Annotated in this window: 12 protein-coding genes; 9 read left to right on the top strand and 3 right to left on the bottom strand. The window is 70.8% G+C overall.

Annotated elements, in window-relative coordinates; all coding sequences use genetic code 11:
* Positions 1-11 precede the first annotated feature (11 nt).
* Both ACWDRB_RS23050 and ACWDRB_RS23045 read right to left on the bottom strand, forming a co-directional pair.
* Positions 12-1,001, bottom strand: a complete 990-nt coding sequence (locus tag ACWDRB_RS23050) for an aldo/keto reductase (protein ID WP_449896673.1) — start codon at positions 999-1,001, stop codon at positions 12-14.
* A 23-nt stretch (positions 1,002-1,024) separates the two neighbouring features.
* Complete coding sequence (locus ACWDRB_RS23045; protein ID WP_449896671.1) at positions 1,025-2,470, bottom strand: MFS transporter; 1,446 nt, start codon at positions 2,468-2,470, stop codon at positions 1,025-1,027.
* Positions 2,471-2,723: 253 nt separating this feature from the next.
* On the opposite strand from ACWDRB_RS23045, the gene ACWDRB_RS23040 reads away from it, so the two are divergent.
* From ACWDRB_RS23040 to ACWDRB_RS23015, 6 genes are all read left to right on the top strand, one after another.
* The gene (locus ACWDRB_RS23040) at positions 2,724-2,906 is read left to right on the top strand and encodes a hypothetical protein (protein WP_449896669.1); all 183 of its coding nucleotides are present in this window, start codon (positions 2,724-2,726) and stop codon (positions 2,904-2,906) included.
* A gap of 81 nt (positions 2,907-2,987) precedes the next feature.
* Positions 2,988-3,884 (top strand): helix-turn-helix transcriptional regulator, encoded by an 897-nt coding sequence (locus tag ACWDRB_RS23035; protein WP_449896667.1) that lies wholly within the window; start codon positions 2,988-2,990, stop codon positions 3,882-3,884.
* A 104-nt stretch (positions 3,885-3,988) separates the two neighbouring features.
* Positions 3,989-4,579 carry a class I SAM-dependent methyltransferase gene (locus ACWDRB_RS23030; protein ID WP_350734570.1) on the top strand — a complete coding sequence of 197 codons (591 nt, stop codon included), beginning with the start codon at positions 3,989-3,991 and terminating at the stop codon, positions 4,577-4,579.
* Positions 4,576-5,115: a TrmH family RNA methyltransferase gene (locus ACWDRB_RS23025; protein ID WP_350734572.1), complete on the top strand. Its 540-nt coding sequence runs from the start codon at positions 4,576-4,578 to the stop codon at positions 5,113-5,115. Before ACWDRB_RS23030 ends, ACWDRB_RS23025 begins: the two co-directional genes overlap by 4 nt.
* A 38-nt stretch (positions 5,116-5,153) precedes the next feature.
* The gene (locus ACWDRB_RS23020; protein WP_364241828.1) at positions 5,154-5,951 is read left to right on the top strand and encodes a glycerophosphodiester phosphodiesterase family protein; all 798 of its coding nucleotides are present in this window, start codon (positions 5,154-5,156) and stop codon (positions 5,949-5,951) included.
* A gap of 132 nt (positions 5,952-6,083) precedes the next feature.
* Entirely contained in the window at positions 6,084-7,517 is a 1,434-nt protein-coding gene (locus tag ACWDRB_RS23015; RefSeq protein WP_449896664.1) for an MFS transporter, read from the top strand.
* 2,464 nt (positions 7,518-9,981) lie between these two features.
* Here the strand turns inward: ACWDRB_RS23015 and ACWDRB_RS23010 are convergent.
* Entirely contained in the window at positions 9,982-10,461 is a 480-nt protein-coding gene (locus ACWDRB_RS23010) for a winged helix-turn-helix transcriptional regulator (protein WP_350734578.1), read from the bottom strand.
* 33 nt (positions 10,462-10,494) lie between these two features.
* Between ACWDRB_RS23010 and ACWDRB_RS23005 the strand changes: the two genes are divergently transcribed.
* From ACWDRB_RS23005 to ACWDRB_RS22995, 3 genes are all read left to right on the top strand, one after another.
* Positions 10,495-11,004 (top strand): nuclear transport factor 2 family protein, encoded by a 510-nt coding sequence (locus ACWDRB_RS23005; RefSeq protein WP_449896661.1) that lies wholly within the window; start codon positions 10,495-10,497, stop codon positions 11,002-11,004.
* 448 nt (positions 11,005-11,452) lie between these two features.
* Positions 11,453-12,070: a hypothetical protein gene (locus ACWDRB_RS23000; RefSeq protein WP_449896659.1), complete on the top strand. Its 618-nt coding sequence runs from the start codon at positions 11,453-11,455 to the stop codon at positions 12,068-12,070.
* A gap of 125 nt (positions 12,071-12,195) precedes the next feature.
* The gene (locus tag ACWDRB_RS22995) at positions 12,196-12,540 is read left to right on the top strand and encodes an RNA polymerase-binding protein RbpA (RefSeq protein WP_185074387.1); all 345 of its coding nucleotides are present in this window, start codon (positions 12,196-12,198) and stop codon (positions 12,538-12,540) included.
* Positions 12,541-12,995: the final 455 nt, after the last annotated feature.

The following is a 12,995-nucleotide window of genomic DNA, read 5'->3' as shown; positions in this document are numbered from 1 at the left end:
GCGGTGGCCGATCACAGGCCGGTCATGCGTTCCAGGTGTTCGGGATAGCGGGCGCCCTGGATGTCGATCTTCGCGGCGGCGGCGTCGATGTGTTCGAGGTCGTCGGTGGTGAGCTCGACGTGGGCGGCGGCGACGTTCTCCGCCAGTCGCTCCGGCCTGCGGGTGCCGGGGATCGGGACGATCCAGGGCTGCTGGGCCAGCAGCCAGGCCAGCGCGATCTGTGCGGGTGTGGCGCCCTTGCGCCGGGCGATGGCGCCCAGGAGATCGACGAGCGCCTGGTTCGCCTTCCTCGCCTCGGCGGTGAAGCGCGGGATGCTCGCGCGGATGTCGGCGCGGTCGAAGGTGGTGGCCGCATCGACGGTGCCGGTGAGGAATCCTTTGCCGAGCGGGCTGTAGGGGACGAAGCCGATGCCGAGTTCTGCCAGGACCGGCAGGACCTCCTGTTCGGGCCTGCGCCACCACAGGGAGTACTCGCTCTGCACGGCGGTCACGGGCTGGACGGCGTGGGCGCGGCGGATGGTGCCGGCGGCTGCCTCGGACATGCCGAAGTGCCGGACCTTGCCGTCCTGGATGAGCGTTTTGACCGCTCCGGCGACGTCCTCGATCGGCACCTGCGGGTCGACGCGGTGCTGGTAGTACAGGTCGATCACGTCGACGCCGAGCCGCTGGAGTGAGCCGTCGACGGCCTGCCGGATGTGCTCGGGCCGGCTGGACAGCCCGGTCTGGCGGCCCTCGTCGTCGAACGCGAATCCGAACTTGGTGGCGATCACGACCTGATCGCGGACGGGGGCGAGGGCCTCGCCGACCAGCCGCTCGTTGCGGAACGGCCCGTAGACCTCGGCGGTGTCGAAGAACGTGACGCCGCGCTCCACCGCTCCCCGGATGAGCGCGATCATCTCCTCCCGGCTGCCGGGGTTGGGGCCGTAGCTCTGGCTCATGCCCATGCAGCCGAGGCCGATCGCCGAGACCTCGAGATCACGGCCGAGAGTTCGCTTGTCCATGGTCGGCTCCTTCGTCGATCGTTTCACCGCTGATCATGATCGTCTGTCGCATCGCCGTCCGGGCGTGTACGTCCCGTCGTCGCTGTGAGGGCGGGTCCGAGCAGCCGGCTTGCGGCTGCGGCGGCCAGCGTGGCCGCGGCGGCGATGAGCAGGCTGGTACGCAGGCCGTGCAGGAAACCGGCCGGTTGGGCGAGCAGCGCGCCGAAGACCGCGACGGCCAGGGCACCGCCGACCTGCCGGCTGGTGTTGAACACGCCGCCGGCGACCCCGGCACGGTGGGGCGGGACAGCGTCCAGCAGCGCGGCGGTCATCGGCGGCATCACGAGCGGACCGCTCAGTCCGATCGGGACCATCAGGACGGCCAGGGCCCAGACCGGGGTCGAGGCGGGCGCGAGGGCGAGGATCGTCAGGCCCGCCGTCATGAGGGCCAGGCCGGTGGTGATGAGTGCCCGCGTGCCGATCCTTTCGGTGATGCGCGCGCTGAAGGGGGTCAGGATGGCGCCGACGAGCATCATCGGAGCGAACGCCGCTCCGGCGGCCAGAGCGGACAGGCCCCGCAACTGCTGGAGGTACAGGCTCATCACGAACGGCAGCCCGTAATAGCCGACGACGAACGCGAAACCGACGACGACGCTGACCGTCGCGGTGCGGGAGGCGAACAGGTCCAGCGGCACCATCGGGTGGGTGCGGAGCGCCTGGGCCGCGAGGAAGGCGGCGAGCGCCACGCCCGCGACCGCGAACGCGGCGATCACCCGGGGCTCGGCGAACCCGGCGGCGCCGGCCTCGATCGCGCCGTAGGTCAGCCCGCCCATCGCCAGGACCGCGCTGGCCTGGCCCGGCCAGTCGAAGGGGACGCGCCGGTGGGGCGAGCGCTGGGTGCGGACGAGCAGGATCAGGGCCGCCGCGGCGACGGGCAGGTTGATGAAGAAGATCAGCCGCCAGCTGAGCATGGTCAGCAGTCCGCCCAGGACGGGACCGCACGAGGAGGCGACGGCGCCGCCCATCGCCCACACCGCGACCGCCCGTCCCCGCCGGACCGGGTCCGGGTAGGCGTGGCCGATCAGCGCCATCGAGGAGGGCATCATCACGGCGGCCGCCGCGCCCTGGACGAGGCGGGCGGCCACCAGCGCGCCCAGGTTCGGCGCCAGACCGCAGGCCGCCGAGGCCAGGGCAAAGATCGTCACCCCGATGCCGAAGGCGCGGCGCGCTCCGACGCGGTCGGTCAGAGAACCCGAGGACAGCAGCAGCGCGGCGAACATCAGCGTGTAGCCGTCGACGACCCACTGCAGCCCGGTGATGCCACCGCCGACGTCGTACCGGATCGACAGCAGGGCGACGTTGACGATGACCGCGTCGAGGGTGATGACGAAGAAGCCGAGCACGGCGGCGGCCAGCGCGCGGCCGGCAACGGCACGCGGCCGGTCGCCGCCGGCGGCGATGGTCGGGCAGGCGGTGCGCGTGGTGGGCATCAGCGGTGATCTCTTCGCAATGCGGAGCGGGCGAACGGACGGGCTGCTCAGGGCTGCGGCCACATGGTGACGGGCGCGCCGTACATGGATGGCGCGGTACGTCTCGCCGGCCTGGCGGAAAGGCGGGGCCAAGGCGGGCAGCCGCTCCTCAGGACCTGGGCATCAACCAGGAAACCGCAGGTGGGCGTGGTGAGGGAGTCCCTGTCGTTGCCTGTACTGGCAGAACACCCCACGCCGGGTTTGAACCGGCCGGATGCATCCCGTACGACGGCAAGCCCCGCACCGCTCCCGCGACGAACACCCGGCCTCGGACGGCCGCCGCGCTTTCTGGGTGCCCGCGTTGTTGAACGCCGCGTCCAGCAAGGTCTTCACCGTCGTGTCCACCATGGCGGCGGGCAGCACGTACGACCGGCACCAACCGGGAAAGCGCTGGTGAGACAGCCGCAAAGAGTTCCTGCTGTTCCCTGTACTGGCAGAACACCCCACGGCACCGAGATCCGGCCTACCCTGCGAAGACATGGACAACCGCAGTGAGGTCCGCGAGTTCCTGATCTCGCGGCGAGCCAAGATCACCCCGCGGCAGGCCGGGCTGCCCGCCTACGGCGGCCACCGGCGCGTCCCCGGGCTGCGCCGCGAGGAGGTCGCCATGCTCGCCGGCGTCAGCGCCGAATACTACGCCCGCCTGGAGCGGGGCAATCTCAGCGGCGTCTCCGAAAGCGTCCTGGAATCCCTCTCCCGCGCCCTGAAGCTGGACGAAGCCGAACGCGCCCACCTGTTCGACCTGGCCCGAACAGCCAACGCCGGCCCCCGCACCCGCCGTCGCCCCACCCAGCAGCAGATCCGGCCCGGCATCCAGCGCCTCCTGGACTCGATGACCGACGCGGCCGCCTATGTCCGCAACGGACGCCTGGACATCGTGGCCGCCAACCGGCTCGGCCGGGCCCTCTACGCACCCGTCTTCGACGATCCGGTCCGGCCCGTGAACCTCGCCCGGTTCCGCTTCCTCAACCCCCGCGCCCACGACTTCTACCCCGACTGGGACGAATCCGCCCACACGACCGTGGCCCTGCTGCGTACCGAAGCTGGCCGCGACCCCTACGACCGGACGCTGACCGACCTCGTCGGCGAACTGGCCACCCGCAGCGAGGAATTCCGCGCCCTGTGGGCCGCCCACAACGTCCGCCTGCACCACACCGGCGTCAAGAACTTCCACCACCCCGTCGTCGGCGACCTCAGCCTCCCCTTCGAAGCCATGCCCCTACCCGCCGACCCCGGCCTGACCCTCACCGCCTTCAGCGCCGAACCCGGCACCGCGGCCCACGACGCGCTCACCCTCCTCGCCAGCTGGATCTCCACACTCGAACAGACCGAACCAGCCCGCGAAAGCGACCAGCCCCGCACCACGGACGCCTGACCCACTCCGGCCACGAACCAGCCCCACCCGTGGCAGCCGCGACGGCCGGGCCCGGTCGGCCGCGTGCGTCGGGGATCCGGGCCGGTCCGGTAACGTTTTGCGACGTGGCCCACTACTTCTCCGAACAGCCGAAGGCAGCGAGCAAGCCGGGCTCCGTCGACCTGGTCCTGCCCGATCTGCACCTGCGGCTGGAGACCGACAGCGGCGTGTTCTCGCCGGAACGGGTCGACGTGGGCACGCGCATCCTGCTGGAGACCGTCCCGCCGCCACCGCAGGAGGGCGATCTGCTCGACCTGGGCTGCGGGTACGGGCCGGTCGCGCTGACCATGGCCTCCCGGGCGCCCGAGGCGACCGTATGGGCCGTCGATGTGAACCGGCGCAGCCTGGAGCTGACCGCCAGGAACGCCCAAGCCGCCGGCCTTTACAAAGTACGGTCAGCACATATCGACGAAGTACCAGATGACGTGAAATTTCGGGCAATCTGGTCTAATCCTGCGATCCGTATTGGGAAGCAGGCCCTCCACGACATGCTCACCAGGTGGCTGACGCGGCTCACTCCCGACGGCGTCGCCTACCTGGTCGTCCAGAAACACCTCGGCTCGGACTCCCTGCAGCGCTGGCTCGGCGAGCAGGGCTGGCACGCCTCCCGCGAGGCCAGCCGAGCCGCCTACCGCATCCTGAAGGTGACCCGATGAGAAGGCAACTGCGCCCCACCGACGTCAAGCGGCTCAACCGCACCTGGCGCAGGAACACCCAGAACCGCCTCGCCATGATCATCGAGTCGGTCACCGGCCCGTTCAACATCGGCTCGATCTTCCGCAGCGCCGCCGCGTTCGGCGTGGACGAGATCTGGCTCGCCGGCAACGCCACCCCGCCGACCAACCCCAAGGCGGGCAAGACCGCGCTCGGCACCGAACGCCTGGTCACCTGGCACGAGCCGATCCTGGCCACCGAGGCGGTCAAGGCCGCCAAGGCGGGGGGCTACACCGTGCACGCCATCGAGCTGACCGCCGAGGCCGTGCCGCTGCACCGCGCCGACCTGGGCCGCGACGTGTGCCTGGTGGTCGGCAGCGAGGACCACGGCTGCTCCCCCGCGCTGCTCGAGGCCGTGGACGGCGTCTGCTACATCCCGCAGGTCGGGCGGGTCGGGTCGTTCAACGTGGCGGTGGCCGCCGCCATCGCGCTGTCCGAGGCTCGCCGCCAAGAGTGGGAGAATCTCCTCGAACCGTAACCGAACCGTTCACCCACGGAAGGCATACTCAGGACGTGCTGAGCCGTCGATTCGCCTTTCTCGACCATCCGGGCCCGCTGGCCTTCGCGCATCGCGGAGGCGCCGCCGAGGGCGCGGAAAACTCCATCGCGGCCTTCGAACGGGCGGTCGGGCTCGGCTACACCTATCTGGAGACCGACGCGCACGCCACCTCCGACGGCGTGCTGCTCGCCTTCCACGACCACACGCTCGACCGGGTGACCGACCAGCGGGGCCGCATCTCGGAGCTGCCCTACCGGGCGGTCAGGCAGGCCCGCATCGGCGGGGTTCACGAGATCCCGCTGCTGGAGGACCTGCTGGGCACCTGGCCCGAGGTCCGCTTCAACATCGACGTCAAGGAGGCCGCCGCCATCGCGCCGCTGGCCGAGGCGATCCGGCGCACCAACTCCTATGACCGCATCTGCCTGACCTCCTTCTCCGACGAGCGGCTGACGCTGGCCAGGGCGGCGATGGGGAGGGAGGTGTGCTCGGCGCTCGGCCCGCGCGGCGTCGCCGCGCTGCGCGCCGCCGCGTCCACCTCCGGCTACGGCCGCCTGCTGGCCCGCCTGTCGCGCGCCGGCGTCCCGTGCGCGCAGGTGCCGGTGGGCTTCCGCGGGCTGCGGGTGACCACCCGGAGTCTGGTACGTACGGCGCACGCCATCGGCATGCAGGTGCACGTATGGACCGTCAACGACCCCGTACGCATGGAACACCTGCTCGACCTGGGCGTGGACGGCCTCATGACCGACAACGTCTCCGGCCTGCGTACCGTCCTGGAGCGCCGCGGCCAATGGCATCCCGGCAGCCTGGCCGCGTGACCCGGCCGGACGGCCACGGCTCCGCGGCACGAGCGAGCATCCAGAGCACGGCGTACCAGCCCCAAGAAGCCAAGAAAGCCCCATAAGCCTGCAGGCCGGGCCCGCCCGGCCGCATAGGAGCGACTCGACACCATGCCCGTACCCGCACCCCCCGCGGCCCTCGACGACTCCCCCGCAGCCCGCAGGCGCGAGCAGCGCGGCTGGTACTTCTACGACTGGGCCAACTCCGCCTTCTACACCACGATCATCTCGGTCTTCCTCGGCCCGTACCTCATCCCGGTCGCCAAGACCGCGGCCTGCGCCAAGGACTTCCCGAACATCGTCTCCGACACGTGCGTGGCCGACTTCGACAAGCTGGTCGACAGCAACCCGGGCCTGGGATACGTCGACGTGCTCGGCGCCGACATCAGGCCGGCCGCGTTCTTCGCGCTGACGCTGACGATCGCGGTGTTCCTGCAGATCGTGGTACTGCCCGTGGTGGGCGCGCTGGCCGACCACACCGGACGCAAGCGGGAGCTGCTCGGCGGCTTCGCCTACGTCGGGGCGCTGGCCACGATGGCCCTGTACTTCGTCGAGGGCGACCGCTACATGCTCGGCGGGGTGCTGTTCATTCTGGCCAACCTCGCCTACGGCTCCTCGGTCGTGGTCTACGACTCCTTCCTGCCGCAGATCTCCACCCCGGCCGAGCGCGACAGGGTGTCCTCGCGCGGCTGGGCCATCGGCTATCTGGGCGGCGGCCTGCTGCTGGCCCTCAACCTCGTCCTCTACACCCAGCATGAGGCCCTGGGGGTTGCCGAGGGCATGGCGGTGCGCATCAGCATGATGTCGGCCGGCCTGTGGTGGGCGATCTTCACGATCATCCCGCTGCTGCGGCTGCGCAACCGTCCCGTGCCCGCCCACGAGACCACGGCGCTGCGCTCGGTCGGCGGCAGCTTCCGCCAGCTCGGCCGCACCCTGGCCGAGCTGCGCCGCTATCCGCTGACGCTGCTGTTCCTGGTGGCGTACCTGATCTACAACGACGGCGTGCAGACGGTGATCGGCAACAGCGCGGCCTTCGCCTCGGAGGCCCTCAAGCTCGACAAGACGGTGCAGATCACGGCCATCCTGATGGTGCAGTTCGTGGCGTTCTTCGGCGCGCTGCTGCTGGGCCGGCTGGCCCGCAGCATCGGCACCAAGCGCGCGGTGCTGGCCAGCCTGGTGCTGTGGACGGCGATCGTGGTGGCGGCGCTGTTCGTCCAGGAGGGGCAGGAGCTGCAGTTCTACCTGATGGCGTTCGCGATCGCGATCGTGCTGGGGGGCACGCAGGCGCTGTCGCGCTCGCTGTTCTCGCAGGTGATCCCGAAGGGGCGGGAGGCCGAATATTTCAGCCTGCTGCAGATCAGCGACAAGGGCTCGGCGTTCATCGGCTCCTTGACGGTCACGATCGCGCTCAATCTGAGCAACAGCTACCGGATCGCCATCGTCTCCATGATCATCTTCTTCATCATCGGCTTCGTCCTCCTGGCCCTGACCAACCTTCCCAGGGCGATCCGCCAAGCCGGCAACGAGGTCCCCGACCGCATCTGACCCCATCCCCCGGGCAAAACCCCTCGCGCCCGTTCACCGGGAGCGCAGCCGCATGAGGCGCCATCCCACGTGGACACGCGCTGGTGGTCCGGTCCGCAGCCTTCCGCCGCCGTGGGCGACCGGCCTCCGGGGTCGTCCCCGGCGTTCGGCAGCCTGACTCCCGGCGCGTTCCTGGCGTTCGGCGGCTGCACTCCCAGCGCGTTCCTGGACGAGCACACAGGCGCGCTCGTCCAGGTGCCCGCACCGAGACGAGCAACCAGACGCCACATCCAAGCGCTCACACCGAGACGCACCACCTGACGGCACATGAAGCGCGCGTGCCGGGACGGACCGCCAGACGGCATATCCAGGCGCTCGTGCCGAAGCGAGCAGCCGCGCGGATCGTCCAGGCGCTCGCACCGGAACGGACCACCAGACCGCACAACCAAGCGCTCGCGACGAAAACGAGCCGGGCGGATCGTCCACGTGCTCGCGGCGAAACGAGCAGCTAGGCGGCTCATTCAAGCGTTCGCGCCGATCACGGCAACTCGCCGCAGGCTTCCAGCGGGCGGCCAGGCAGGAGGGTTCAGTCGTTTGGGCTGTGTGGCGGATCGGGGCTGGACTCAGGCAGGGGTTCAGAACTCGAGTCGGCCGGAGCGTCAGGGCACGGGCCGAGCTTGTGGGCGATCCAGAACGCCGTCCCTGCGAGAGCGGCCGTGCCCACGATGGCGAACAGCACCCACCACCCCCGATGACCGTTGCCGTACGAGTCGCCGGTGGTGCGCCCGGCATCGGAACCCGGCACGCCTGTACCATCCGGCGTGCCAGTACCGCCTGGCGCGCCCGTACCGCGCGGCGGGGATCCGCCCGGGAGCGACGAGGCGCCATCGCCAGGTGAGGTTGATGGGCCGCCGGTATCGGGCAGAACGGACGAGCCGCCGTCGCCGGGTCGAGTCGCCGCGTCGTCAACGTCGTGCGAGGGCGGCCATCCCTCGGTTCCATCGAGGGACGACCAGCTTCCATGGCCCTCAAGCGACCCCCAAACCCCAGCGTCCGACGACCAGCCCCCGCCGTCAGGCGACCAGCCCACGCCGACAGGCAGCGAGCCTCCCCCACCAGGCGACCAGCCTGCGGCACCAGACGACGAACCTGACCTGTCAGGCGACAGGCCCACGGCGCCAGGCAGCGAACCGACACCACCAGGCGACTGGCCCACGCCGCCAGACGGCGAACCGGCACCACCAGGCGACCAGCCTGCGGCGGCAGGCGGCGAGCCTGTGCCGGGCTGCGTGGTCGAACTGTCGGAATGGCCAGGTTCTTGGGGAAACATTGCGGCGTCTCGAGACGGCGAGTCCACGCCAGGGGGCGGAACCCCGTTGGGCGGCGTCTGTGATCGGCCGGCGCCGCGTTGCGCGGGTCCGCTCCCCCCTTTCCGGGTCGGTGAAGTGGCGCCGCCCGACGCCTGCGAATCCGGTCCGCCTCGGGGGTGTAAATCCGGCCCGCCTCGCGCCGGTGAGCGTCCGTCGCGCTTCTGCGGCCCTCCGCCGTCACGCGGTGCTGACGGACCTGCGACGCCCCGGAAGGTGCGTGTCCCATCACCGGTGCCCGCGAGCCCGGGGCCGTGCGAGGCACCCTGCCCCTCGCCACCCCCCAAACCGCTGGAGGGGGACGGTTGCGCCTCCGCCCCACCCTGTGATCGTCCGTCATCCGAGCGGGGCTGCGAGCCCTTGCCTGGTCTTGAGCTCCCGCCCGATCCGGCGCCTGGGTGGTCCCTCGCCGGACCCGTACGCACCGCTTTGCCGTCCCCACCATCGCCCTCCCCGTCATCGTCATCGCCCCCGTCGCCATCCGCGGAGGCGGCGGCGACCTGGACCGCGCCGAGCGGCGACGCCGCCCGGGCCTCCCACCGCCCTGGTAGCGCCGCCGTGGTGCCCAGGACGAGCGCGACGGTGACGGCCGGCAGGAGCCATCGTGGTCCCCGTCTCATCGGCGTCTCCCGTCGGTAGGTCCCGTACGCTGCCGGTTCTCAGCCTGCGGGCCTACGATGGCGCCTGCGTTAGCGGCGGATGAGAGGTCTCTCATCGACAGGCGGACGCCCGATCCCGGAAGCCGTCCAAGGCGGCACGCCGGTCACGGCAGTCCGGGCGGCTCTGATCGCTACAGCCAGGGACTGGCTGCAGGCACGGCGGTGCGGCCGGTGATCTGGTCACAACGACCCGGGACGCCCTCCGGGTGCAACGGCGCGGCCGACGTCCTCGTCACAAGGTTCAGGGGCCAAGGCCGGTCACGGCGGTGCGATCGGTGGGCTGGTCACGGCAGAGGGCGGCGTGCCCGGTCGGCAGTGCGGTGGGTGGGCCGGCCGCGGCGGACGGCGGTGTGCCCGATCACACAGTACGGCCGGTGGGATGGTCGCGGCGGACGGCTGCGTGCCCGATCACCACAGTACGGCCGGTGGGATGGTCACGACGGACGGCTGCGTGCCTGGTCATGACGGTGCTGCGAGGAGCATGGTGCCGGGGCCCTGGGCCGCGCCCGGGCCGCGTACGGCTGAGACCGTGTCCGCGGTGGCCTCGTCGCCGCAGTGTGGGCATGTGACGACGGGGGTGAAGCGCTCGCCGCAGGAGTGCACCAGGAGAGCGGGCGGGCCGCCCGGCGGCGTGGACCAGCGATCGCCCCAAGCCATCAACGTCAGCAGGGCCGGCACGATGTCGCGGCCTGCCTCGGTGAGGACGTACTCGTGGCGCACGGGACGCTCCTGGTACGGCCGCTTCTCCACCACGCCGGCCGCCACCAGATGCTCCAGGCGGCGGGTCAGGAGGTTGCGCGAGATGCCCAGGTCCTCCGCCAGATCGTCGAACCTGCACAGGCCCAGGAACAGGTCACGCAGGATCAGCGGTGTCCACGGCTCGGCGACCACGCCGACGGCCTGGGCGATGGAGCAGTGCATCTCACCGAACCTGTTCATGGACCCAGGATAGTGGGTTGATAAAGTGAACCTATGACAGTTCACATTCAGGACTCACCTGCCGCCGCCTACCGCCGGGCCGGTGAGGCACACGACGTCGACGCCCTCGTCGCCACGCTGGCCGACGACGTGGTCTTCCGCTCGCCGCTCAGCGCCAATGCCGCCTTTCAGGGCAAGGAGCCGGTACGGGAGCTGTTCTCGGTCGTGTTCGGCGTGCTGTCGGACCTGCGCTATCAGAGAGACATCGGCGACGAACGTACGCGGGCCCTGACCGCGACCGCCCGGCTGGGGCGCCAGGAGATTCACGAGGCGGCGCTGGTCGAGGTGGGCGAGGACGGGCTGATCAAGGAGATCACCATGTGGATCCGACCCCTGCCGGGGCTGACGGCGATGATGGCCGCGCTCGGCCCCGGCATGGCGCGCACCACCGGCAAACCGGGCCTTCCTTGGCTCGTTGCCGCCGCCGTCAAGCCGCTGGCGGCGATGACCCGCTTCGGCGACAGGACCCTGGTCCCGCTCCTGACCCGCAGGCGTCCCCGCTAGAGCCCAACAAGGGCACCCGTCTCGTGCCGCTCCGCCCCGGGGCGGCCTCGTCTCACGCCAACCTTCCCACGCCGACCCGACTTGTCCGCGCCCTCCGATGGCGGGCACCCGCGGGAAGGGCCGGAATATCGCTTGCCCCCACCCGCTTCGCCCCCGCGCCCCGCTCCGCCCCGCTCCATCCCGCCCGTCCCGCCTGCTTCGCTCCGCCCCGCCCCGCTCCGTCTCCCCGCCCTGCCTGTCCCCCGCCCTGACTGCCCTGCCCGGAGGATGGTCGCGCTCGCCGGGTTCAAGACACCCGGCCAGGCCGCATGAGAGCCCACGCTCCGCCGGTCTCACACCAACCAAGGAGGTTCGCCGATCCGAAGAGAGAGCGGTGCTCTTGACAGTGTTCCCCCGAAGCGAGAGCATTGCTCTCACTAAAGAGCAACGCCCTCTTCAAGGAGCATTGATGGCCCCCAGGATCACCTCCCTGGCCTTCGCCGCCGCCGGCATCCTCTTCCTCGCTTATCCCGCGATCCGCCCTTCCGGCGACGACGCCACGGCCATGGCCTCCACGGCGTGGGTCGCCGGGCACGCGGCCGCCATGCTCGGTTTCGTGCTGCTCGGCCTGGCCGTTCTCGGGCTGCACCAGGTGCTCGGCGACCGCCTCTCCCTGCGCGCCGCCGCCGTGACCTGGGTGGGCGCGGGCCTGACACTCCCGTACTACGGTGCCGAGGACTTCGGCCTGAACGTGATCGCCCGGCGTTCCCTCCACGACCAGGCGCCCGCGCTGATGGAACTGGCCGAGGAGTTCAGGTACGGGCCCGTCGCGATCACCATGTTCGCCGTGGGGCTCCTTGTTCTGGCCGTCGGCGCGGTGATGGCGGCGATCGCCGTCTGGCGGTCCGGAACGCTGCCCAAGTGGAGCGGGACGGCTCTGGCACTGGGGTTCGTACTGTTCATCCCGCAGTTCTTCGGCCCGTACCCGCTGCGGATCGCGCACGGCGCGCTGATCATGATTGGCGGGGTCTGGCTGGCGGCGGCCCTGGTCAGGGCCGGAACGAGGGCCCGATCGGCGACTGTGTGAAGAACCGACGCCCCAAGCGCGATTGGATCACCCCGCGGGTGGGAATCCCATCACGGTACCAAGCGTTAGACACCGTGGGAGACAGATCCCCCCACGCAAGGGGGCCCTGTAGGAGGCATTTAGACATGGGCGAGCGCGCGCTTCGTGGCACCCGGCTCGGGGCAACCAGCTACGAGAACGACCGTAACACGGATCTGGCCCCGCGCCAGGAGGTGTCCTACACCTGTCCTAAGGGCCATCGCTTCGAGGTTCCGCTTGCAGCCGAGGCTGAGATCCCCGCTACCTGGGAGTGCCGCATGTGCGGCGCGACCGCGGTGCGGGTGGACGGCGAGCAGCCGGAGTCCAAGAAGGTCAAGCCCCCGCGGACACACTGGGACATGCTCCTGGAGCGGCGGTCGATCGAAGATCTTGAGGAGGTGCTCAACGAGCGGCTCGCGGTTCTGCGGGCCCAGCGTCGTAAGAGCGCCTGACCTCCTCTCACGGTGAAACCCCCGGGCTACCCGCCCGGGGGTTTCTTCATGCCCACACCACGAAGATGCCCGCACCACGAAGGTGGTGCCAGGGTCAGGTCAGGTCAGGACAGCAGGGCCTGGGGGCCGAGGCCTTGAGGCTGGCATTTGCCCACGCAGTTGCCGGAGTGTCTGCGGGTGGGTGGCGGAGTTGCGTCAGTTTTCTCTGTTTCGCCGCCTGGGCGGCCTGCGCCAGGAGCCCTCGTGCGCGATCAGAGCGAGCGTGTAGGGCTCCCCCAGGAACAGCTGGCCGGTGGTGCAGACGCCGATCGCGCTGGGGCCGTGCTCGTCGAGGAGCCGCCGGGCGCGGCCCGCCCATCGCGGTGGCCCAGTCGGTCTCGACCAGCCGCCCGTTCGCGTGGATGAGGGGCGCGTTGGCGGCCTGTCAGCCGTACATGTCCCTCGGCCCGAGGCGG

The organism is Nonomuraea sp. NPDC003707 (assembly GCF_053587055.1).
The sequence above is the reverse complement of the archived record's forward strand: the minus strand, read 5'-3'. Positions and strand labels throughout refer to the sequence as shown.

Bases quoted from the DNA above. Each gene is read 5' to 3' on its own strand.
- ACWDRB_RS23005 (WP_449896661.1), top strand. From the start codon at position 10,495: ATGACAGTTCACATTCAGGACTCACCTGCCGCCGCCTACCGCCGGGCC.
- ACWDRB_RS23050 (WP_449896673.1), bottom strand. From the start codon at position 1,001: ATGGACAAGCGAACTCTCGGCCGTGATCTCGAGGTCTCGGCGATCGGC.
- ACWDRB_RS22995 (WP_185074387.1), top strand. From the start codon at position 12,196: ATGGGCGAGCGCGCGCTTCGTGGCACCCGGCTCGGGGCAACCAGCTAC.
- ACWDRB_RS23010 (WP_350734578.1), bottom strand. From the start codon at position 10,461: ATGAACAGGTTCGGTGAGATGCACTGCTCCATCGCCCAGGCCGTCGGC.
- ACWDRB_RS23000 (WP_449896659.1), top strand. From the start codon at position 11,453: ATGGCCCCCAGGATCACCTCCCTGGCCTTCGCCGCCGCCGGCATCCTC.
- ACWDRB_RS23040 (WP_449896669.1), top strand. From the start codon at position 2,724: ATGCATCCCGTACGACGGCAAGCCCCGCACCGCTCCCGCGACGAACAC.
- ACWDRB_RS23045 (WP_449896671.1), bottom strand. From the start codon at position 2,470: ATGCCCACCACGCGCACCGCCTGCCCGACCATCGCCGCCGGCGGCGAC.
- ACWDRB_RS23035 (WP_449896667.1), top strand. From the start codon at position 2,988: ATGGACAACCGCAGTGAGGTCCGCGAGTTCCTGATCTCGCGGCGAGCC.
- ACWDRB_RS23015 (WP_449896664.1), top strand. From the start codon at position 6,084: ATGCCCGTACCCGCACCCCCCGCGGCCCTCGACGACTCCCCCGCAGCC.
- ACWDRB_RS23025 (WP_350734572.1), top strand. From the start codon at position 4,576: ATGAGAAGGCAACTGCGCCCCACCGACGTCAAGCGGCTCAACCGCACC.